The organism is Streptomyces sp. NPDC056161, from assembly GCF_042268025.1.
Classification (GTDB): domain Bacteria; phylum Actinomycetota; class Actinomycetes; order Streptomycetales; family Streptomycetaceae; genus Streptomyces.
This window is the reverse complement of sequence record NZ_JBHJUV010000098.1, coordinates 1-20,776: the sequence shown is the minus strand read 5'-3', so window position 1 is coordinate 20,776 and position 20,776 is coordinate 1. Positions and strand designations below refer to the sequence as shown.

The window sequence follows — 20,776 nt, the reverse complement described above, 5'->3', positions numbered from 1 at the left end:
CCTCTGTCCGGGGTGGTTGCCCGGGAGTTGATCGCGGCTTGGCCGGAGCGGGTTCATGTGGCGGCGTTGAATGGTCCGGTGACCACGGTGGTGGCGGGTGATGCCGAGGCGCTGGACGAGCTGATCGTGGTCTGTGAGCAGCGGGGGTTACGGGCCCGGCGGGTGCCGGTGGATTACGCCTCGCACACCCCGCATGTGGAGGCGTTGCGTGGGGAGCTGGCGCGTGTGCTGGCCGATGTGGAGCCGCAGCCGCCGACGGTGCCGTTCTTCTCCACCCTCACCGCAGACCTGCTCACCGACGACCGTCGTCTGGATGCCGGGTACTGGTACGACAACCTGCGCCGTACTGTCAGTTTCGAGCAGGCCGTCAACGCCGCGACCGCAGCCGGGCACCGGATGTTCGTGGAGATCAGTCCGCACCCGGTACTGGGCGCGCCGCTGTCGGACCTCCTGGAGGAGGGCGGCGTGGTGCAGGAGACCCTGCGCCGCGACGACGGCGGCCTGGACCGCTTCCTGCTGTCCGCTGCCCGCCTTCACGCCCATGGCGCGGAAGTGGACTGGTGCCGGCTGTTCCCCGGGCCGGCCGCCACCCACGTCGACCTGCCCACCTACCCCTTCCAACGCACCCGCTACTGGCTCGACATCCCAGACACTCCCACCGACGCCACCGGCCTCGGCCAGGCGACGTCCCCGCATCCGTTGATCGGCGCCGTGGTCGAACTGGCCGCCGACGGCACCGTGGCTGTCTCCGGCCGGCTCAGCGCCCGACACCCGGAGTGGGGTGCCGATCATGCCGTGGCCGGTTCGTCGCTGCTGCCGGGGACGGCGTTGCTGGACCTGGCCCTGGAAGCGGCCCGGTTGGCCGGAGTCGGCACAGTCGGTGAGCTGACGCTGCAAGCACCGCTGCTGATTCCGGCCGGCGAGGAAGACGCGGCGGCGGTGCAGGTCGCGGTGGCGCCGCCCGATGCGGCCGGACTGCGCGCGCTGACGATCCACAGTCGCCGGATCGGTGAGGAACAGCAGGGTTGGACGCTGCATGCGTCCGGGTCGCTCGGCGGGGAGGAGATGGCCTCGGCCGCGTCCACCGATGCTGCCACGATCGACGCCGCGCCGACCGCCACGATCGCTGTGGCGCCGACCGACGCCGCTGTGATCGCCGCCGCGTCCACCGATGCCGCTGTGATCGCCGCCGCATCGGCCGACGATCCCGATCCGACCGATCGCGCGGCCCCAGCAGGCCCCACCACTGCCTTCTCCCCCTGGCCCCCGCCCGAGGCGACTCCGCTCGACGTCAGCACCCTCTACGACGACCTAGGCGACATCGGCCTCGAATACGGACCCGCGTTCCGCGGCCTGCGTGCCGCATGGCGTTCGGGCCCGGACATCCTCGCCGAGGTGCACCTGCCTGCCGGGCTTGACCCCGCCGGCTACGGCCTGCACCCCGCGCTCCTGGACACGGCGCTGCACGCGCTGTCCTTCCACAGCGAGGGCGGCCCGGCCCGAGCCCGGCTCCCGTTCGCCTGGCACGGCGTCACACTCCACCTCCCGGCCGTGTCGCATGTGACCGCCATGCGCGTCCGTCTCTCGCCCCGAGGGAACGACGCCTTCGCAGTCGCGATCGCCGACGACATGGGACGGACCGTGTTCGAAGCCGCGTCATTGGCATTGCGCCCGTTCGACCCGGCGGTGTTGCGCGAGGACAGTCCGCTTTATCAGCTGGCCTGGTTGCCGGCCACTGACATCGAGAGCGCGGGCGAGGCCGCCGGACTCGTCACCGTGTCCGGCTATGCCGACGCCCAGGCGTTCCTTGACGGTCTCGACATGCACGCGCCGCAGGCGCTGGTGCTGGACCAGCCCGTGACTCCCGTCGATTCGCAGACCCCTGATCAAGTCCGGGAGACGCTCATCGATGCCATCGGCTTCCTCAGCCGCTGGCTCGCCGACGAACGTCTCGCCGACACCCGGCTCGTTCTCCGGACCCACGCCGCCGTCGCAGCTCGCCCGGACGATGACGTGACAGACCTCTGCGGTGCCGCGCTCTGGGGACTGGTCCGGAGCGCGCAGCTTGAGCATCCCGGCCGGTTCGCCATCATCGACGTCGCTGATCCTGCTGAACCCGCCGCTGACCTCGACGACGAGAGCGCCGCCAACTCGAACATCGCCCTCCGCACCATTCTGTCAACCGCCACCAGCCAAGCCGCGATCCGCGAAGGCACCATCCTCGTCCCACGAGTAATCCGCGCTGACTCGCCCGACATCGCCCCCACCACACTTCCCCTCCCCGTCCCCGCAACCCGCGAATGGCGCCTCACCACCGACCCCTCCCGCGGCCTCGACGGCCTCGCCTTCGTCGAGCACCCCGAGGCCACCCGCCCCCTCGCTCCAGGCGAGGTCCGCGTCCGCGTCCGCGCCGCCGGCCTCAACTTCCGCGACGTCCTGATCGCGCTGGGCATGTATCCGGTCGCGGCGGAGCCCGGAGGGGAGGGCGCGGGCGTCGTCGTCGAGGTCGGACCCGGTGTCGAGGACCTTCAGCCCGGCGACGCGGTGCTGGGGCTGTTCGCCGCCGCCTTCGCGCCCACCGCCATCGCCGATCGCCGCTGCCTGGCCCGCGTCCCCGAGGGCTGGAGTTTCGAGCAGGCGGCGGCCGTGCCCAACGTGTTCCTCACCGCCTACTACGGGCTCGTGGACGTCGCGGGGCTCAAGGGCGGGGAACGGGTCCTGATCCACGCTGCCACCGGCGGGGTCGGCACCGCAGCGGTCCAGCTGGCCCGGCACCTCGGGGCCGAGGTGTTCGCCACGGCCAGCGAGCCGAAGTGGCCCGCGCTGCGCGTCGCAGGGCTCGACGACGCCCATATCGCGTCGTCCCGCACCCTGGACTTCGAGCCCGAGTTCCTCGCCGCGACCGACGGGGCGGGCATGGACGTCGTGCTCGATTCGCTCAGCGGCGCGTTCGTCGACGCCTCGCTCCGGCTCCTGCCCCGGGGCGGGCGCTTCGCGGAGATGGGCAAGACCGACATCCGCGACGCCGCCGCCACGGCCGCCGCGCATCCCGGCGTCGACTACACCGCCTTCGACCTGTCGGCTCAGGACCCCGACCGCATCGCTGAGATGCTGGAGGAGCTTCTGCGGCTGTTCGCCGCCGGGGTGCTGACTCCGCCGCCGATCGGGGTCAGGCCCCTGCGATGTGCGCCCGAGGCATTCCGGGACCTCCAGCAGGCGCGGCACATCGGCAAGCTGGTCCTCACCCTGCCGCCGCGCCTCGACGCCCCCGGCACGGTGCTGGTGACCGGCGGCACCGGGGCGGTCGGGGCGGCGCTCGCCCGGCACCTGGTGGCCGAGCACGGCGTCGGCGACCTGCTGCTCACCGGTCGCCGGGGGCCGGACGCGCCCGGCGCGGCGGAGCTGGCCGCCGAGCTCACCGCGGCCGGCGCGCGGGTGCGGATCGCGGCCTGTGACGTCGGCGACCGTGCGGAGCTCGGCGCGTTGCTCGACACCGTGACCGGGCCGTTGACCGGCGTCGTGCACGCCGCGGGCGTCCTGGCCGATGCCCCGCTGACCGGCGCCACGCCCGAGCAGGTGGCCGAGGTGCTGCGGCCGAAGGCCGACGCGGCGTGGTACCTGCACGAGCTCACCGCGCCGTACCGCCCGGCGGCGTTCGTCCTGCTGTCCTCGCTGGCCGGCTCGCTCGGCAGCCCGGGCCAGGCCGTCTACGCCGCCGCCAACGCCTACCTCGACGCGCTGGCCGCCCGCCGGCGGGCCGGCGGCGACGCAGCCCTCGCGCTCGGCTGGGGACTGTGGTCCGGCGACGGGCTGGCCGCCGACCTGGACGAACAGGCTCGGGCCCGGATGCGACGCACCGGCATTGCGCCCTTGGACCCCGAGCACACCGTGCGCCTGTTCGACGCCGCTCTCGCCGGCCCCCGACCGACCGCTCTGCCGGCCCGGTTCGACCTGCCGGCGCTGCGTGCCCTGGCCCGCGGCGGCAACCTCCCCGACTGTCTCAGCACTCTGATTGGCCCGGCCCGCGTCAGCACTGGCCCGGGCCGCGTTCCGGACGTCGTCGGTGACGCCGTCGTGCTCCGCGAGCGCCTGTCCGCGGCCGACCCGGAAGCCCAGCTGAAAATCCTCACCGAGCTGACCCGCCGCGAGGCGGCGATCGTCCTTGCGTACGGCGACCCCGAGGCGCTCGACCCCGCCGGGGCCTACCGCGACCTCGGCTTCGACTCCCTCACCGCGGTCGAACTCCGCAACCGGCTGTCCACGGCGACCGGCCTGAAGCTCGAATCGACCCTGGTCTTCGACCACCCGTCGTGCCGCGAGACCGGCCTCGAACTCCACCGCCGCCTAGTCCCCCGCGCAGTGCCGCCCGCCGAACGCCTCCTGGCCGAACTCGACACCTGGGAAGCCGAGCTCGCCGCCGTCGCCGACACGATCGACCCGGCCGCGCGAGCGGATCTGAAGCGTCGGCTATCTACGCTCGTCGCGCACTGCTCGGGCCCCGAGGGCGATGACGACGTGCTGGACCGACTGCAGGACGCCGAGGCCACCGACCTGTTCGCCCTGATCGACGGAGAGCTGGGCGATGTCGGCTGAGGGACCACGGCGGCCAGCTTGCGGTGTCGGCCGGCGGCGGACGCGGCCTGGTGTTCTGTCCACCGGCCGCAAGGCAGTCGGCGCGTACCAGTCCATTGCCTGGTTCTATGCGACGAGTACCGGGCAACGGGCCATCCGGCACGGCACCAAGGGACCGGGCGGAGTGGTGGTCTCTGATGAGGCATCCGGGATCGACAGCCTCGGCTGGGCCGACCGCGCGATCCGGCGTGCCACCGGTGCGGTGCCGGCCGGCGGCACCGAGGCACCGCTCGCGCCCTACGCACTGGCTATGCAGACGAGCACTGGCCACCTGTCCACCGCGACCGATCCGAAGGCCGGCTACAAGCCGTTCGACCGGGCGGCCAACGGCCACCTGCCGGGGGAAGGTGGTGCGGTGCTGATGGTGGAGGAGGCGGCCGCGGCACGAGCCCGGTCCGCCCCAGCCGGCTACGGTGTGCCGGCCGGCTACGCGGCCACCCATGACGCGCACCACTACCGGATGTTTGTGTCGGACGGACGGCAGTATTCCCGGGCCATCGAATTGGCCTTGCAGCGGGCCGGAGTGCGACCGGACAAGGTCGACATGGTGCTGGCCGACGGCGCCGGCCGCCCGGAAGCCGACGCTGCCGAGGCGAAGGCGCTGTGCGCGGTGTTCGGGCCACACCGGGTTCCCGTCACCGCACCGCACGGCCTGGTCGGACGGCTGCTGGCCGGCGGTTCGGCGCTGAGTGTGGCCACGGCGCTGCTCGCGATGCGAAACGGCGTAATTCCGCCGGTGGGTAACTTGGACGAAACTGATCCGTCGTATGGCCTTGATTGGTGCGCCAACCGCGCGAACGCAGGCTGGAGACCGTTCTTGTCACCGCGCGCGGCCAGGCTGGATTCAACAGCGCGTTGGTGTTACGTACGGGCGAGGCAACCTAGAGCGGAGAGCGCTCGCCTATGTGGCGAACGACGAATACCGGGACGGAGTCGAGGATTTGACGACCAAATGATGACCTCACGCTCGAAGCATCCGCAGTCGTCCGGCCGTTGGACAGGTGCGGCGTGAACCATGGCAGCTTGCTGGGAATCAGCGACTTGCACGTCGCCTACGCTGAGAATCGTAAGTTCGTTGAGTCCCTGCGGCCGGCTTCCGACCAGGACTGGCTGATCGTTGTCGGCGGCGTCGGCGAGCGGTCCGAGGACATCGCATGGGCTCTGTCGACCTTGGGCGCCAAATTTGCCAGAGTCATCTGGTGTGTCCACCAGGCTCTCGACGCGTTCGATGCGCCGACGGAACCGATTCTCCGGGACCGCCACGGCGCGCCGCAGTGGCCCGATTCGGTGTTGGGCAGCATCACACATTGCTTTGGATACAGGGCTGCGGCACTTGCCCGTACCTCCGACATGACGATGGTGGGTATCGACGCCGAGCCCAATGCGCCGCTCCCGGAGGGAGTCCTGAGGACCATCGCGCTCCCCAGCGAGCTGCAACGCGTCCGCAAGCTGCGCGACACCGAGCCCAATGTGCATTGGGACCGGTTTTTGTTCAGCACAAGAGAGGCGATGTGCAAGTGCTGGTACCCGTTCGCAGGGCAAAGGCTGAAGTTCGACGACGCCCAAATTCACCTGGACGCGCACTCCAGTGTGTTCACTGCGTACCTCCGGCCGCCATCCCATCCTTCGTACGGCCAAAGCCTGAGGCATGATCGCTGCGACGGCCGAAGGCTGGTCCACACGGCTTGCTGATCTGTGCCATCGCTGTTGGGCGTGCCTTTATGTAACTCCATGACACCCGTATGGGAAGGAAGAGCTCCATGATGACGCAACATCCGAACGCCGTTCTGCGCGGCGGCGGATCTCTCGTGCCGGATGGCGAGCGGATCCGCCATGTCTCGAACACGACGGACACATTCAAGCTATTCCTCGGGAACCGCTACGAGCACTACGCGCCGACCGAAGACATGTACCTGCACGACGACGGCCAAGAACTTCAGGTGTTCGAGTGGGTGCGGCGGACCTTTGTCGCCGAATGACGCTGCTTGAAAAGAGCCGTCCCGCCGCACACCTTGCGGGATCTCGGATGTGATCGACGATATCGCCGACAAGCTCGCCGGCCTGGTCGGTTTCGGCCAGGCACCTTCTGTGAAAACGTGTACGAGCTCGGACAATCACGACGGCGTCGGCTGCGTCGACATCGACGATCGTCACGCCGGTCAAACCGGAGAAGAGAGGGAAGTTCACCACCACACAACTGGAGGGTGCCCGGCAGTACCCAGGCGGCGAGGCACATCCCCGTGGTGATCTCCGGCTACGGAAATCTTGCCAGGAATGCAGATGGCTGCGCTGATTACCTCCGGGGCGGGAAAGTCGGGGTGGGTGTCCCGGCCACGCCGATGGTGCTGCGATGCCGGTGTGCTCGTTTGCCAGGAATGGTGCGGGGGTCAGCCAGGGGGCCGCGGTTTGTCGCCATGGCGGCCGTTTGTGCGGTCGGGGCACGAGTGTCAGATTCTGATTCTTCCCTTGACTCCCCGGTGCATCTGCTGAATGAGTCCGTTGCGGGTGTCGGGAGCGTGTGGTGAGCAGGCAGGATGTCAAGGACGAGGTCATTCATCTGCGGTCCGCGAGGGTGGATCTGGGCAAGCGGTTCCTGCTGGCCTGCGTGCGCACCCCCTAGCACACGGCGGGCGGGGACGCGGAGTCTGGAGACCGAGCGGTTCGGTACCACCCGGGTGGAACTCCGGTGGATGCTCGGCTGGTTGACGGAGCGGCAGGTCGAGGTGGTGGTGATGGAGGCGACGGCCGACTACTGGCGCGGCGTCTACTACCTGCTGCAGCCGCAGCTGAACCTGGCTCTTCCCCCAAGGCCGGGTGGGTTAACGAACTTGCAGGTTATGCAGGGTGGTTGATGGATTCTCGGCGTGGAGCAACGGAGCTCGTCGGTACAGGCGGTCGCCCAGGACAGCTTGTACCGGAGGAGCTCCGTTGCCGTCTCACTCTGTCCTGTCGTCCGCGCTGCCGGATCGGGGCCGCGCCGCTGCGGGCTCTGTTCGAGGTACTCGCAGGCCCCTGGCCCGGCCGACGACACCAGGTGTGCGCTTCAGCGGCTGCAGGACGGTGTCGTTCGACGGCTGCAGCTCACTGAGGGTACCCTATGCGCCGCGCAACAGGGCCTGGCTGGGGCGGACGGCCCATCACGGCTACTCCACACTGGAGTTGATGCCCTGATCGAGACCGGCACGGGTCCCTGATCGGCGCCGTCTTCGGCCCTACCGAGGAGGGCGAGACCGCATATGCCGGCCGTCTGCTGCACCCGCTGCGGCCGGACATGCTGGTGCTGTGGGGCTGACGGACCGTGTTCACCGGCTCCTACCGGCTGGTCACCACCCTGACCGACGCCCGCCGCCACCCCCGCCGCAACGCTTGTCGGTCTCTACCACGAACGCTGGGAACACGAGAGCGTGTACTACGCACTCCACCACACGATCATGGCCGACCGGAACCTCCGCTCGGGCGGGGCGGCGTTCACTACTTCTGGCCCTGGGTGTTCACTTGGGTTCTAAAGGCGATTGCAACAGCCCTGGGCTCCGGCCCCGCGTCGCGCACGCCACTTTGGTCTCGCTTTGGCGCTCCGGGGGACGCTTGCCTGCATGCGTACCTTCGCCGTCCGTTTCCTGCGTGCCGTGTACGAAAGCCTGGTCGCTTCTGGGCAGTTGTGGACGCTTCAGCCACCCCCGCCACCGGACACCCCCACAACACCGCTCCTGACCGGTCCGCCACCGGGGCACCCGGAAAGTTTCGCCCCGGACCTTCCGCTCACCCCCGCCGAGCAGGCGCTGGCGCGCGCACTTCGGGACGGGGGGCCGCGGCGCTCGGTCCTCTGAACCCCCGGAGCCTTGTTCCAGGACGGCGCGACCGACCGAAAGGTGCAGGTCATCGGTATGCCGAGTTTTGTAACCTCGCGGGGTGGTTCCGCCCATCCGCGCCATGCGTCCTCCTGCGACGCTGACGGCGCTGATCTCCATCATCTTCGTCATGGTGCTCCATGCGGAGTCGCCGCCGGTGACGCTCGTGAGCTGCTGGGGCGCCCTTGTCGGCAGGCGCGGATTCCGGCGTTGCGGGTACCGACCTTGAGCAGGGCCCGGAAACTCTCCGCGGCGGCGTTGTCGAAGCATGATCCGGTGCGTCCGCAGCTCAGGATCGGGGCATGACGGACTCCCCTACGCTGCGGCGGCGCGGCATCTACTGCACTATCCCGGACAAGGCCGATCAGGCCCGCAACCGCAAGAAACGCGGCTCGCGTGGCGGTCGTCCTCCGAAATTCGATCCCGAGGACTACAAGGCCCGACACGCGGTCGAGTGCGGCATCAATCGCCTCAAAAGACACCGCGCCGTGGCCGCGCGGTTCGACAAACTCGCGGTCCGCTACGAGGCGACCGCCCTGGTCGCAGCCATCAACGAGTGGCTTTGACCAGACGTTTCGTTCGCCTCCTGACTAGCCTGAGCGATCGTGAACAGACGGCGGCAGAAGAAACTGTCCAAGCGTCTCGTCGAGGCGGCGACATTCAGCGACAGCAACCAGATCAACGCTCTGCTGCGAGCCGGGGCCTGCCCACGCGGATCGTGGGTGACGACCCTGAACCGTCCTGCAAGCTCGTGCGCCAGCGCTGCAAAGCCAGCTCGTCCCGCCGGCGCGCCGACGAGGAACAGCAGTGGCCCCTCGCCCTGGACGCTGAAGGCGATCGTGCAGTCTGGCCGGTCGAGGCATGACGGCGACCCCGCGGTACCGACAGCGGCGAGTGGACAGGCGGCACCGACGACATGGAAGTCGACATCGACCAGCTCGGCTTCGTCGTCAACATGTACGACAGCCGCAAAGGCCGCCTGGATCTCGCTCGGCAGCAGCAGCGGCGGGCGCCCACGATGCCGCTGCCGCCGAACCCTGACCAGCGAGGACGGGGGGCCGCGGTCGGCCTGCTTGGCCGCGTCACGCTGCCGGCTGGCCGCATGCTGTTCGGCGAGGGAGGGCATGCCGGCGATGGCTTCGGCGGCGCGGCCATGCCAAATGAGCAGCTCGGCCACTTCCGACGACTGCAGTCCGGTGTCCGCCCGCAGCAGGGCGAGAGCCTCCTCAAGGCGCCCCGTCTCTTCCAGGATCCACGCCTTGCTGACCGTCAGGCCGTACATGTCCGGCGGCAGTGTCTCAGCGTAGGCGAGGGCCTCCTCGTGCAGGCCGGCCTCGCCCAGCAGCCAGATCCGGTTCGAGCTGAACCAGGATGAGTGTTCCTCGACGAACTCAGCACTGCGCTCGTCGGGGAGCGCCAGGGCGTCGTGCAGCCGTCCGGCTTCGTGTAGCAGCTGGATGATGCCTTCGAAGAGGCAGGCGTCGCGGTAGTCGAATGTCGGGCGGCCCACCTCGACGGCTTCCTCGATCCGGCCCTGGCGGCCCAGCAGTTCGATCAGGGGCCAGCGGAACCGGTCCGGATACTCGGCGGTTGCGATGAAACGCCGCAGCACGGCCTCGGCCTCATCTGCCTGCCCGTCGTCTTCGAGTGCCCGCGCGTAGTACGCGAGTGTCTCACCGGCGTGCTTGCCGGTGCCCAGCACGCGCAGTTCCTCCAGGCGCCCGTGGCGCCGCAGGAGCTCGGCGTAGGCGATCAGTGTGTTCTGGACCACGAAGTGCCCGGCTGCGATGTCTGCCCCAAGTGTCCGTACGGCTTCGTCGACCCGGCCCGCACGCTCCAGGACCTGGGCTTGGAGGTCTTGCGCGTTGCTGGGCTTCACACTCCATCGCTCCTCGCCGCGGGCGCTGCGGGCCCGCTGAGCTCGCGGCGCGATCAGCTCCAGGACCTGCTCATCACGGCCCTGGCCCTCTGTCAGCTCGACGAGGGTGGACAGGATCCACTCCTTGTCCAGATGCGGCGTGAGTACGGTGATCGCCTCGTCCAGCCTTCCCGCCCTGGCCAGCAGTTTCGCGAAGTCGCGGCACACCCACTCCGAGGCAAGACCTTCCTCGTCCGGGCGGACGGCGTCCAGTGCCTGCTGCACCCTCCCAGCCTCAAGCAGGACCTCGGCCCTCTCCCAGCGCGCCCGATTCCACCCAGCCTCGATGAACGGCTCCAGCACCTTCAGGGCCCGCTCGACCTTGCCCGCTCGGGACAGCCCGCGAGCTGCAGCCTGGGCGCAGAACCATTCCCCCTGCTTTGATGCGGCCTGAACCAGCAGCTCCACCTCCCCCCGCTCCACCAACGTGGTGACCAGGCGGGGAAATATTCCGCCAAGTGTCCGTGACTGCCATTCAAGATCGTCGACGTTCACGGGCCTGAGCGTACGAGTGACCACTGACAATGAGCCTCTGAGCTTGTTCTGTCTTCCGAACATGACTCTGTCGGGAATCTTGGGTTTTCCCGGTGCGGCAGCATGATCAGCGGGCATGCTCGGGGCTGTTCCGCAAGCCGAAGCAGTTGTCGAGGTGCCCGTCGTGGCTCCGTCCTCGTTCCGGTGGAGCAGGTTCCGTCTCTGACCGCGAAGATCGCGCGGTCGAGCAACCCGGACGGTACGACGGCCATTTGGGTGCGGGACCAACTGGACGGGCTGTGGCACGACGAGGACTTCGCCGGCTGGTACCCCTCCGGCTGTGGGGGATCGGCGCCTGCATCGACACAGCCAACCTGCTCGTCAGCGAGCTGGTCACCAACGCCGTCCGGTACGGCGAGACAGAGGACGTCAGCTTCTCCGTTTCGTACTGGCGGGGCGAGGTCCGCATCGAGGTGGCTGACGGAACTTCGGGCCGGCCTCAGGTGAAAAGACCGGGCGCGGACGAGGAGAGCGGGCGCGGCATGCTGATCGTCGAAGCCCTCGCCGAGGACTGGGGGACCAGCGATGACGGCACACTCACGTGGTGCACGATCGCCGTACCGGAGCCGGTGGTGCCCAGGCCGGGCTTCTGGTGCGAGTGGCGCCAGGAAGACGGCAGGCAGCTCGCGGTCGCGGCCATGCCCACGCCGGACCGCGCGATCCGCTGGGCTTGCATCCAGATGCGCGTCATCGCCTCGGCCATCGACACGTCGGTGGTCGGCTACGTCTGGGACTGGCTGTCTGACGGATGGTGCGATCCCGCCGAGGCCCTGAAGAACGGCGAGGAGTTCACGCTTCCCCTCTCGGCCGGCCCGTATAACTTCGTCTGGCATGCCCGTCCGGTGCGCTTCGTGCCCATGGTCGGCGGGACCCCCTGCCCCACCTCGCGGAGGAGGAGCCTCAATGGGACTGAAGCCTGCCTGCGGAGCTGTGGAGCCGGTTCGACCGGCAAGGCCGGAGCTGCTTCAGGTGCGAGCGGACCGGACTTCCCGTGACGGAGATCGGCGATATCACCGTGGCAGGCGAGACCCTCGCCCTCCAAGCCTGCCAGTGGTGCGTGTTCAGGCTCGAACAGCTCCACTACACGATGAGTGAGCGAGCCGTCCGCCGCCCGCGCCCCCGGACATCCGCTCCCGCAGGGCCCCGCCCCATCACCCAGTGGCCCACCAGCGCGCCACTCGACAGACCGCCCGCCCAGGTCGCGTAGCTGGCCAGCCGTGCCATGGGCGGGCTCTCGCCCCCGACCACGAGAAGAGAGGCGCCTTGGCGACCGAGGAACAGGAACCACAGGAGCCAGTGCTGCATCAGGCAACGTTCGCCCTGCTGTGCCGCATCGCTCGGTTTGCTGCGCAGGGTGAGGTTCCGACATGTATGGAGGCAGCGGAACGTCGTCGGGTTGGCCGCTCGTAGCGTTTCCGTAGGACGCCGGGCAGGGTGGGCTCGTGAGGTTCCTGCAGCCGTTCCTGGCCGGCTCATCGGGGGTGGGCCGCCGTTCCGGCGCCCGCCACACGGTGACGTCGGCGGCGCGGCCGGGAGCTTCACTGGCCCGGAGTGATGTAGCCCAGTTCGTAGGCGGCGATGACGGCCTGGGCCCGGTCGCGGGCGCCGAGTTTCGCGAAGATCCGGTTGATGTGGGTCTTGACGGTGTGGTCGGTGATGGTGAGCCGTTCGGCGATGTCGTCGTTGGAGTAGCCACGGGCGACGAGAAGCAGGACCTCGGTTTCGCGTGCGGTCAGGTCCGGGGCCTCGGGGCGGGAGAACGCGGCTGGGCGTTCGGGGAGGAAGCGGGCGATGAGCCGCTGGGTGATGTCGGGGGCGAGCATGGCCTTGCCTGCGGCCACCACGCGGACGGCGTGCAGCAGTTCGGGGAAGGTGGCGTCCTTCAGGAGGAAGCCGCTGGCTCCGGCGGCGAGGGCGTCGTAGACGTACTCGTCCAGGCCGAACGTGGTCAGGATGAGGACGCGGGTGGTGGTGTCGGGGTCGGCGAGTATCGCCCGCGTGGCGACTATGCCGTCGGTGTTCGGCATGCGGATGTCGAGCAGGGCGATGTCGGGTCGGTGTTCGCGGACCAAGCGGATGGCCTCCTGGCCGTCCGCGCCCTCCGCGACGACGACGATGTCCTCCTGGGTGGTCAGGAGATTGACGAAGCCGCTGCGTACGACAGCCTGGTCGTCCACGACCACAGCGCGGATCGTCGGCACCGGTTAACTCTCCCTTCGACGCTGCCCGTTGCGGGTACGTACGTCGGATGATTATGCCGATCGGGGGGTGAAGACCGTGGCGCCGGGTGCGGTGGCCGGCAGGAGCGCGGTCACGGTGAACCCTCCGTCGGGTGTCGGATGCCAGTCGAGGCTGCCGCCGAGCAGGACCGCCCGCTCGTGCATGCCGTTGAGGCCATAGCCGCCGCTGCCGCGCGGGCGGGCCGGTGGCGGGGAGGCGGGGGCGGTATTGGCGACGTGCACTCGGATGTGCTGCGGGGTGTAGTCGTTCCGACAGGTAGCCCGAGCACCGGGGGCGTGACGGCGGACGTTGGTGAGCGCCTCCTGGATGATTCGGTAGGCGGCCAGTTCCACAGCCGCTGTGGTGTGGGGCCGGGAGCCGGAGGTGAGCAGGTCCACCATCCCGCCGGCGGCGTCGTGGGCTTCGAGCAGGGTGGTGAGGTCCTCCAAGGTCGGCTGCGGGGAGGTAGCCGCGGTGCCGTCCTCCTGGCGGAGGATGTCGACGAGGCTGCGCAACTCCGCGAGGGAGGCGCGGGCGGAGCGGGCGATGGACTGGAAGCCGTCGCGGGCGTCGGCGGACAGGTTCGGGATGGTGTAGGTGTGCGTCTCCGCTTGTACGGCGATCACGGAGACGGCGTGGGCCACGATGTCATGCAACTCGCGGGCTATTCGGGCGCGTTCGGCCGCCGCGGCCCCCCTGCGCTCCATCTCCACCAACTGCCGCTGGGCGGCCTCGCGCTCCCGGTGGTACTCCTCGCGGCTGCGAGCGCCGTCCGCCAGCACCACGGTGGCCGTGACGGCGCACGCCAGTAGCAGCGACTCGGCGAAGTAGGACAGCGAACCGTCGGCGCCCAGCGCAGGCGTGGCCCCGCCCAGGTCGTATGCTCCCAGAGCGATGTGACCCAGGTTGACCAGGACTGCCGCGGCGATCCCACAGGCCGTCAGGACGACTGGGGGCAGCACACGGTTGCGCGCGGAGGCGTACAGACCGGTCAGGCCGGCCAGTCCGGTGGATAGCAACAGCTCGGGTCGGAAGAGGAAGTTGAGCAGCGCGGCGGCCGTCGCACAGGCGGCGAGCCAGGGTCGGCGGTGGCGCCAGGCCAGCGGGAGAACCGCGCCGGCCGCCGTGACCAGTACGGTGGGTGAGGTGATGCGGCCCGCGGTGATCTCCAAGACTGCCACTGCGGCGATCTCGCTCGCGCTGACGGCCGGATACCAGGGCCGACGCGGCACATCTGCCAGGCGAAGGGTGGCGGGGCGGTGCAGTCGGGGCATGTGCCGATTCTCCTGAAGCCGCCCGCCGGACGCGTCACCGCCTGGTTTGATGCGCGGGTCCGGCGTCAGACCACGGGTTGACGCCGAAGATCGCAGCCTGGTGTGACGATCCATGCGCGTCGCCTTCCGAGACTGGGTGTACACCCGACCCGGAAGGCGCAGCGCATGACCACAACTCCGTTGCTGCACCGCCCGCTTCCTGCGCCCCCGGGCCGGCCGCCGTCAGCCGGCAGGGCCCGGACCGGGCCATGGCCGGTGGTGTGGGCCGGGTGCGCGGTGGCGGCTGCGCTCATGGCCGCGGTCACTGACCTGGGACCGCACCGCGTCTGGGGACTGTGCGCGGCCGTCGGAGATGCCTTGGCCGCGGCCTTGGCGGTCGGTATGTCGACCCCGCTGCGCCAGGCCGCGCCGTTCGTCGCCGCGGTAGGCGCGGCCGTCGTACCCATGGTGTGGCTGGTCGCGCACAGGCAAGGGCAGCTTGAGGTCGACGTCGTGCACCATTCCGGCGCGCTGCTGCTGCACACCGGCAGCCCGTACCTGCCCGAGCCGGGGCAAATCGAGGACTACAACCCGTACCTGCCGGCCATGGCGCTGTTCGGGCTGCCGCACGCCCTGCTCGGCGACAGCCCCATGGCCGACGCCCGCTGGTGGTTCGCGCTGGTTTCTGCCTCGCCCTGGGCGCGGCCGCCCGTACGGCCGCAGGCCACTGCGCGCCCAAGGCCCTCGCGGTCCTGGCCGCTTTCCCGCTGCTCGCCCTGCCGCTGGCCACCGGGGGCATCGACCTGCCGGTCACGGCGCTGATGTGCCTCGGCCTCGCGACCGCCGCCACGAGCCGCCCCGTGGCGACAGGGCTGGCCGCGGGAGCGGCGGCGGCGATGAAGTGGGCGGCCTGGCCCGCGCTGGTGGTCGCGCTGGTCATCCTCGGGGTGCGTCGGGGCGGCCGGGCCGCGTCGGGCGCGTGTGCGGTGGCCACCGCTGTCCTCGCCGTCCTGATAGTGCCGAGTGTCCTCGTCTCGCCGAGCGCCTTCACCGAGCAGATCCTGCTCTATCCCCTGGGGGCGGGCCGGGTCGCCTCGCCCGCCACGAGTCCGTTGCCCGGATACCTCGTCGCCACCCTGCTGCCGGGCGGACGCCTGCTCGCCCTTGCGCTGCTCGCCCTAGCCGCGGTGGCCGTCGCCGTGTCGCTGGCGATGAGACCGCCGCGGACGCTGCTCGCGGCCGCTGACCGGCTTGCCCTCGCCCTCGCCCTGGCCGTCTGCCTGGCCCCCGCCACCCGATTCGGTTACCTCCTGATGCCATTAACCATCGCTGCCTGGTTCCGTCTGCATCTTGGTCCCGAAGGCTTGCGCCTCGGGCGAGTGCCCGAGCGTCTTCGCCGCGGGTCGGCCTCCCAGCGTCTCCGCCGTAGGTCGGCCGCCAAGCCTTCCGCCGTTGGCGGGACTCCAGGAGCCTCGGGTATGGGGCTACGCACGAGAGCCACGATCACGGGTCGCCGAACAGTCCGGGGCATGGGTTCGCAGCCCGGTCTCCGGGCCGTGAGGCGGCTCCCGAGAACCCGAGCCGCACGCCCGCTCCCGAGGCTCGGCGCCGTGGACCGGTCACGCCGGGCACGGGTCGCGCCGGGCGTCTGGCGCTGGCGTACGCGGTGCTGTGTATCGGCGCTCGCCGGACCCGTTTCGTCGAGCCCGAGATTCAGGGGCTGCGTGAGTATGTCCGCCCCGGGGCCGTCTGCCTCGATATCGGCGCCGAGTACGGCCTGTACACCATCACCCTCGCGCACCTGGCCGGGCCCACCGGCACCGTCCACAGCTTCGAACCACTGCCCGGCGCGCACCGCGTGCTCGCCGCTGTCCGGTACGCCCTGGGCGGCCGCACGGTCCGCCTGCACCAGACGGCCCTGGGCCGCCGGACGGGTTCCTTCACGATGAGCCTGCCCTACCGCCGCCGACTGCCGGTGCACGGCCGGGCGTTCGTCACCGACGGAGCTCTCGGGCTGGGCCCCAACACCGAGTTCGCCGAGGAGAAACGCCTGGAGGTCGCCGTACGGACCGTCGACGACAGCGCCCCTGCACGTCTCGACTTCATCAAGGCTGATGTCGAGGGAGCCGAAGTCTTCGTCCTCGAGGGCGCCCACCGCACGCTGCTGAGTCACCGCCCCACGCTCCTGCTGGAGATCGAGGAACGGCATCTGGCCAAGTACGGCCTCGGGGCCCGGGACGTCACCGACCGGCTCCACGCGATGGGTTACGCCATGCACGTGTGGCGCGAAGGGGTCTGGGCGCGCGTCGTGCACGTCACCGAGTTCCACCGCAATTACCTGTTCACCCACCACCCGCCCGAGGCCGACTGACCATGTCCCGCACCCTTGTCATCACCAACGACTTCCCGCCCCGCCAGGGCGGCATAGAGACCTTCGTGCACGCCATGGTCCGGCGTTTCCCGGCGGACCGGGTGGTCGTCTACGCCTCCCATACCCCAGGCAAAGACCGCTTCGACGAGCAGCAGCCCTTCCCGGTCGTACGGGACTGGACGCGGATGCTGCTCCCGACCCCCAGGGCGACAGCCCGTGCCGTCCATCTCGCCCGCCGGTACGGCTGCGACTGTGTCTGGTTCGGAGCCGCCGCACCGCTCGGCCTGATGGCACCGGCCCTGCGCAGCCGGGCCGGGATGCGCCGGGTGGTGGCCACTACCCACGGCCACGAGGTCTGGTGGGCGCGCACCCCGGTCGCGCGTCAACTGCTACGCCGCATAGGCCACCACGTCGACGCGCTGACTTACCGCGGTGACTACACCAGATGCCACCTGGCCACCGCCCTTGCCCCGGGCGACTCCGATCGCCTAGTGCGGCTCACCCCGGGTGTGGACGCGGCGGCATTCGCGCCGCAGTGCGACGATGGCGACGGCCTTCGGGAACGCTACGGTCTCGGGTCCGGCCCGGTCGTCCTGTGCGCCGCCCGGCTGGTGCCCCGCAAGGGGCAGGACACGTTGATCCAGGCGCTGAGGTCACTTCGCCGCCGGCATCCCGGGGCGAGATTGCTGCTGGTCGGCGACGGCCCTTACAAGGGGAGGCTGCGGGCGCTGGCACAACGCTCCGGGGTCGCTGACGCGGTAGTCTTCGCGGGCGGGCACCCGCATGAGGCCATGCCCGCCTTCTACGGCGCGGCTGACATCTTCGCCATGCCGTCACGGACCCGCCGGGCGGGCATGGAGGTCGAGGGACTCGGCATTGTCTACCTGGAGGCGGCGGCGGCCGGGCTGCCGGTCGTCGCGGGCGACTCGGGCGGCGCCCCGGACGCCGTACGCCACGGCGAGACCGGCTACGTCGTGGACGGCCACCGTCCTGCGGAGGTGGCCGCCCGGCTCGACACGCTGCTGTCGGATGCGCAGCTGACGCGCGAGATGGGACGCAAGGGACGGGCCTGGGTGAGCCAGCAGTGGAGCTGGGACGAGGCTCACCAGAGGCTCACCAGGTACCTGGAACACAGCACATCCGGTACCCCGTGAGCCCGCGCGCGTCCCTACGCGGCCTTCGTCATCCACTTGGCGACGAGCCCGGCTCGGTTGCGCACTCCGCACCGGTCGAAGAGCCGCTGGACGTGAGATTCGACGGTCTTCGGCGACACGTTCAGCGTGCGGGCAATCTCCTTGCCCGAGTAGCAGTCCGCTATCAGCTCCACTATCTGAGTCTGACGTCTGCTCAGTCGCATACCGTCGGCTATTGAGGTTTTCAGGGTGGGGTCGGTGGGTCGATGGTCAGGCCGGTGGCGGTGAGGCAGCCGTCGGTGAGGTGGGGTCGGAGTTGGATCCTGCCTAACTCGCGGCGGAGTTTGCGGTCGAGGTCGTGGGGTGTGTCGAGGGCAGTGTTGGCCATGGCCCTGCGCACGAGTGACCAGACGGCCTCGACGGGGTTCAGGTCGGGTGCGTATGAGGGGAGACGGACGGTGGTGAGCCAGTCGTGCTCGGCTTCGTACTTTTTCAAGCCCGCTGCCAGGTGGGTGTTGAGATTGTCCCAAACCACCACGATGGGACCGCCGAGCTGGATGTGAGCCCTCACCAGCAGGTCTCGGTAGTCCTGCCAGGAGAAGCTCTTCCGTGCTCCCTTCAGGAGCAGATGGTGACGGGGCCGGTAGATCAGTCTGGCCCTCTCGCCGGGTTTGTAGCAGCACAGCGCGGAGACCGAAGTCCTGCGGCGGGATCTGCCCCGAACGTGAATCACGGGTGTGTGGCCACGTCGTCCCCAGGTCCGGGCCCGGGGCGGAGTCATCGCGAATCCGGCCTCGTCCTCGAAGACAATCCATGCCCCGGACGCCGCCGCGAGACTTTTACCCGCGGCCACACCTCCTTCTTCCACGGCTCCACCGCGTGCTCGTCGCGTTCGAGTGCACGGCGGGCAGGTGTCTGCCAGGACCAGCCGTGCCGCTTCAGCAGCCGCCACACCGTCGCCACCGACAGGCTCAGCCGCAACCGGCGGCGGATCACCGTCCGGACCCCGGCCAGAGTCCAACGCTCATCGTCGAAGCCGTGCGCTGACGGACCCTTGCCGAGTTCCTCCTCGATCGAGCACCGCGAACTGGGCATCGGTAACGGTCGGGGAGTTGGCCGGGCCCGCGGAGCGCAAAGCCTCCGTGCCGCCCTCGCGCCAGGCCCGGCGCCAGCGTTCCACCGACCGCACACTCACCCGCAGGTCCTCCGCGATCACTGCGGTCTTCTCACCCGCCGCGAACCGCTCGCCGGCCTGGAACCGGATCCTCTCCCGAAACGCCCGACGCTCAGCGGTCAGGCCCCCACCCTCCGGATACCGCATCCCACCGTCATACCGCAGGGATCATGAACCGTCACCGCCCCGACGACAACCCGAAAACCTCAGCAACTGCGAGCCCCCGGTGCCTGCGACGGGAGGACCCGGCAGGCCACCCGGTGTCCGATCAGGGTGCAGATCGCGCTGCGGGTGGCAGTCCGGAACAGGAGGCGGTGCTGGCCGACTCGATGGGCCGCGCCTTTCTGGTCGTGCTGGACAGGCTGGGTCCTGCCGAGCGTGTCGCGTTCGTGCTGCACGACATGTTCGCGGTGCCGTTCGACGAGATCGCCCCCGTGGTGGACCGCTCTCTCGCCGCTGCGAAGCAGCTCGCGAGCCGTGCCCGGAGCAAGGTACGGGGCGCTCCTGCCGTCTCTGGCGCGGAGCTCGCCCGGCAGCGGCTCGTGGTCGAGGCGTTCCTGGCGGCGGTGCGAGCGGGCGACATCGACGCGGTCCTCGCGGTGCTGGCGCCCGACGCCGTACGGCGTGCGGATCGCGCGGCCCTTCGCGAGGGCAGGCCGGTCGAGGTACGCGGTGCGCGCTTCGTAGCAGAGGAGATCGCCGTCTTCGGGCGGAATGTGCGCGTCGCGGAGGTGGTCCTCATCGACGGCGCTGTGGGGATCGCGGTCGCGCCGTACGGGCGACTGCGGCTCGCCCTTACCGTCGAGACTGCCCGCGAGAGGATCACCGGGTACGAACTCATCGCCGACCCGAACCGACTTCAGCAACTTGATCTGGCCGTGCTCGACGAAGCCATCACCCTCGGAGGCTAACCAGCCGCTGAGTGGCATGGCGACGAAGTGTCGGCGAACGATCGGTTTTTTGAGCCGCCCGAAGGATGTCCTCGATGTTGGGCTCGCAGCGAAGATGCCGAGCAGAGAGCGGGACCGGGTGGCGCGTACCGGCTGCTGGAGGCGGACAGAGCGGGCGCTGCTGACCTATGACCAGATGCGGGCCTACGAGCTGCCCGCGACCGGGCGCGAGCGCGGCGGTCCAGGTTCCCAGTCCGTTGCGGGCGTGTGCCCAGGCGCGTGCGCATGGCAGGCCGGCGTCGACGGGCGTCGACACCGTCGTGGGACGGCAGCGGGGGCGCTTGCGCGGCTCGGGCTGGGGCCGGAGCGCGAGGGCGGCCTCGGCCGTCCCGATGACGGCGAGGAGTTGCTGCTGGCCGGGGTGCAGGCTGCTGTAGGCGCTGCACTGGGTTGTCAGCCAGCAGCCCGATCTTGCGTGAGTTTCTGCGCAGGCCAGCTGCTGCCGCGAGGAGCTGCTTCTCGGATAAACGGTGAAGCCCCGGCGACAAGATGCCGGGGTTTCACCGCCTCGCCTGGATGGGCCGGCGGGGAGTGGTGGGCAAGGCAACAGTCCGCAGCTAGGCCCCCTCGCCGTCAGCGGATCAGTTGAGAGATCTCCGCCGTAGCCGTCGTCCATGCGGCGGCATCGAGTGCTGGCCAGCCCCCTCGGGGCCTTGTCCCCGGGGAGTGGACACCTGTTCGTGTCGTTATGCGGCGAGCGTCAGGGTAGCTGACTGTTGCTCGTAGACGATCGGTGCCTGCTG

General features: G+C 69.9%; 17 protein-coding genes and 2 pseudogenes. 12 read left to right on the top strand and 7 right to left on the bottom strand.

Annotated elements, in window-relative coordinates:
• Positions 1-12 precede the first annotated feature (12 nt).
• The 7 genes and pseudogenes from ACFC09_RS44185 to ACFC09_RS44155 form a co-directional block, all read left to right on the top strand.
• Positions 13-4,593: an SDR family NAD(P)-dependent oxidoreductase gene (locus ACFC09_RS44185; RefSeq protein WP_376538528.1), complete on the top strand. Its 4,581-nt coding sequence runs from the start codon at positions 13-15 to the stop codon at positions 4,591-4,593.
• Positions 4,583-5,644, top strand: a complete 1,062-nt coding sequence (locus tag ACFC09_RS44180) for a beta-ketoacyl synthase N-terminal-like domain-containing protein (protein WP_376538526.1) — start codon at positions 4,583-4,585, stop codon at positions 5,642-5,644. The genes ACFC09_RS44185 and ACFC09_RS44180 overlap by 11 nt, the downstream gene beginning before the upstream one ends.
• On the top strand, positions 5,641-6,324 hold the full coding sequence (locus tag ACFC09_RS44175; RefSeq protein WP_376538524.1) for a 4'-phosphopantetheinyl transferase: 684 nt from the start codon (positions 5,641-5,643) through the stop codon (positions 6,322-6,324). The genes ACFC09_RS44180 and ACFC09_RS44175 overlap by 4 nt, the downstream gene beginning before the upstream one ends.
• Before the next feature lie 68 nt (positions 6,325-6,392).
• Positions 6,393-6,611 carry a DUF5988 family protein gene (locus tag ACFC09_RS44170; RefSeq protein WP_376538522.1) on the top strand — a complete coding sequence of 73 codons (219 nt, stop codon included), beginning with the start codon at positions 6,393-6,395 and terminating at the stop codon, positions 6,609-6,611.
• Positions 6,612-7,322: 711 nt separating this feature from the next.
• Complete coding sequence (locus tag ACFC09_RS44165) at positions 7,323-7,484, top strand: hypothetical protein (RefSeq protein WP_376538520.1); 162 nt, start codon at positions 7,323-7,325, stop codon at positions 7,482-7,484.
• Positions 7,485-8,225: 741 nt separating this feature from the next.
• Positions 8,226-8,459 carry a DUF6059 family protein gene (locus tag ACFC09_RS44160; RefSeq protein WP_376538518.1) on the top strand — a complete coding sequence of 78 codons (234 nt, stop codon included), beginning with the start codon at positions 8,226-8,228 and terminating at the stop codon, positions 8,457-8,459.
• A gap of 341 nt (positions 8,460-8,800) precedes the next feature.
• A pseudogene (locus ACFC09_RS44155) lies at positions 8,801-9,046 on the top strand (IS5/IS1182 family transposase); the annotation flags it as partial.
• Here ACFC09_RS44155 and ACFC09_RS44150 read toward each other — a convergent pair.
• Positions 9,001-10,893 (bottom strand): tetratricopeptide repeat protein, encoded by a 1,893-nt coding sequence (locus ACFC09_RS44150; RefSeq protein ID WP_376538516.1) that lies wholly within the window; start codon positions 10,891-10,893, stop codon positions 9,001-9,003. The pseudogene ACFC09_RS44155 and the gene ACFC09_RS44150 overlap by 46 nt on opposite strands.
• Before the next feature lie 278 nt (positions 10,894-11,171).
• Between ACFC09_RS44150 and ACFC09_RS44145 the strand changes: the two genes are divergently transcribed.
• The gene (locus ACFC09_RS44145) at positions 11,172-11,927 is read left to right on the top strand and encodes an ATP-binding protein (protein WP_376538514.1); all 756 of its coding nucleotides are present in this window, start codon (positions 11,172-11,174) and stop codon (positions 11,925-11,927) included.
• A 543-nt stretch (positions 11,928-12,470) separates the two neighbouring features.
• Here ACFC09_RS44145 and ACFC09_RS44140 read toward each other — a convergent pair.
• Complete coding sequence (locus ACFC09_RS44140) at positions 12,471-13,133, bottom strand: response regulator (protein ID WP_376538512.1); 663 nt, start codon at positions 13,131-13,133, stop codon at positions 12,471-12,473.
• A gap of 51 nt (positions 13,134-13,184) precedes the next feature.
• The gene (locus ACFC09_RS44135) at positions 13,185-14,426 is read right to left on the bottom strand and encodes a sensor histidine kinase (RefSeq protein ID WP_376538510.1); all 1,242 of its coding nucleotides are present in this window, start codon (positions 14,424-14,426) and stop codon (positions 13,185-13,187) included.
• A gap of 647 nt (positions 14,427-15,073) precedes the next feature.
• Between ACFC09_RS44135 and ACFC09_RS44130 the strand changes: the two are divergent.
• The 3 genes and pseudogenes from ACFC09_RS44130 to ACFC09_RS44120 all read left to right on the top strand — a co-directional run.
• A pseudogene (locus tag ACFC09_RS44130) lies at positions 15,074-15,628 on the top strand (glycosyltransferase 87 family protein); the annotation flags it as partial.
• Between the two features lie 443 nt (positions 15,629-16,071).
• Complete coding sequence (locus ACFC09_RS44125; RefSeq protein ID WP_376538508.1) at positions 16,072-16,776, top strand: FkbM family methyltransferase; 705 nt, start codon at positions 16,072-16,074, stop codon at positions 16,774-16,776.
• A gap of 2 nt (positions 16,777-16,778) precedes the next feature.
• A complete protein-coding gene (locus tag ACFC09_RS44120) occupies positions 16,779-17,930 on the top strand; it encodes a glycosyltransferase family 4 protein (RefSeq protein ID WP_376538505.1) in 1,152 nt (383 codons plus the stop codon).
• 14 nt (positions 17,931-17,944) lie between these two features.
• Here the strand turns inward: ACFC09_RS44120 and ACFC09_RS44115 are convergent, their stop codons facing one another.
• The 4 genes from ACFC09_RS44115 to ACFC09_RS44100 are packed head-to-tail and all read right to left on the bottom strand — an operon-like array spanning position 17,945 to position 19,230.
• On the bottom strand, positions 17,945-18,133 hold the full coding sequence (locus ACFC09_RS44115; protein ID WP_376538503.1) for a response regulator transcription factor: 189 nt from the start codon (positions 18,131-18,133) through the stop codon (positions 17,945-17,947).
• A 20-nt stretch (positions 18,134-18,153) separates the two neighbouring features.
• Positions 18,154-18,690, bottom strand: a complete 537-nt coding sequence (locus tag ACFC09_RS44110; RefSeq protein ID WP_376538501.1) for a transposase — start codon at positions 18,688-18,690, stop codon at positions 18,154-18,156.
• Positions 18,687-19,004 (bottom strand): winged helix-turn-helix domain-containing protein, encoded by a 318-nt coding sequence (locus ACFC09_RS44105; RefSeq protein WP_376538499.1) that lies wholly within the window; start codon positions 19,002-19,004, stop codon positions 18,687-18,689. Before ACFC09_RS44105 ends, ACFC09_RS44110 begins: the two co-directional genes overlap by 4 nt.
• Complete coding sequence (locus ACFC09_RS44100) at positions 18,934-19,230, bottom strand: helix-turn-helix domain-containing protein (protein WP_376538497.1); 297 nt, start codon at positions 19,228-19,230, stop codon at positions 18,934-18,936. Before ACFC09_RS44100 ends, ACFC09_RS44105 begins: the two co-directional genes overlap by 71 nt.
• A 167-nt stretch (positions 19,231-19,397) precedes the next feature.
• On the opposite strand from ACFC09_RS44100, the gene ACFC09_RS44095 reads away from it, so the two are divergent.
• The gene (locus ACFC09_RS44095; RefSeq protein ID WP_376538495.1) at positions 19,398-19,994 is read left to right on the top strand and encodes a sigma factor-like helix-turn-helix DNA-binding protein; all 597 of its coding nucleotides are present in this window, start codon (positions 19,398-19,400) and stop codon (positions 19,992-19,994) included.
• Positions 19,995-20,776 lie beyond the last annotated feature (782 nt).

Bases quoted from the DNA above. Each gene is read 5' to 3' on its own strand.
- ACFC09_RS44180 (WP_376538526.1), top strand. From the start codon at position 4,583: ATGTCGGCTGAGGGACCACGGCGGCCAGCTTGCGGTGTCGGCCGGCGG.
- ACFC09_RS44170 (WP_376538522.1), top strand. From the start codon at position 6,393: ATGATGACGCAACATCCGAACGCCGTTCTGCGCGGCGGCGGATCTCTC.
- ACFC09_RS44165 (WP_376538520.1), top strand. From the start codon at position 7,323: ATGCTCGGCTGGTTGACGGAGCGGCAGGTCGAGGTGGTGGTGATGGAG.
- ACFC09_RS44160 (WP_376538518.1), top strand. From the start codon at position 8,226: ATGCGTACCTTCGCCGTCCGTTTCCTGCGTGCCGTGTACGAAAGCCTG.
- ACFC09_RS44135 (WP_376538510.1), bottom strand. From the start codon at position 14,426: ATGCCCCGACTGCACCGCCCCGCCACCCTTCGCCTGGCAGATGTGCCG.
- ACFC09_RS44120 (WP_376538505.1), top strand. From the start codon at position 16,779: ATGTCCCGCACCCTTGTCATCACCAACGACTTCCCGCCCCGCCAGGGC.
- ACFC09_RS44115 (WP_376538503.1), bottom strand. From the start codon at position 18,133: ATGCGACTGAGCAGACGTCAGACTCAGATAGTGGAGCTGATAGCGGAC.
- ACFC09_RS44110 (WP_376538501.1), bottom strand. From the start codon at position 18,690: ATGACTCCGCCCCGGGCCCGGACCTGGGGACGACGTGGCCACACACCC.
- ACFC09_RS44105 (WP_376538499.1), bottom strand. From the start codon at position 19,004: ATGCCCAGTTCGCGGTGCTCGATCGAGGAGGAACTCGGCAAGGGTCCG.
- ACFC09_RS44100 (WP_376538497.1), bottom strand. From the start codon at position 19,230: ATGCGGTATCCGGAGGGTGGGGGCCTGACCGCTGAGCGTCGGGCGTTT.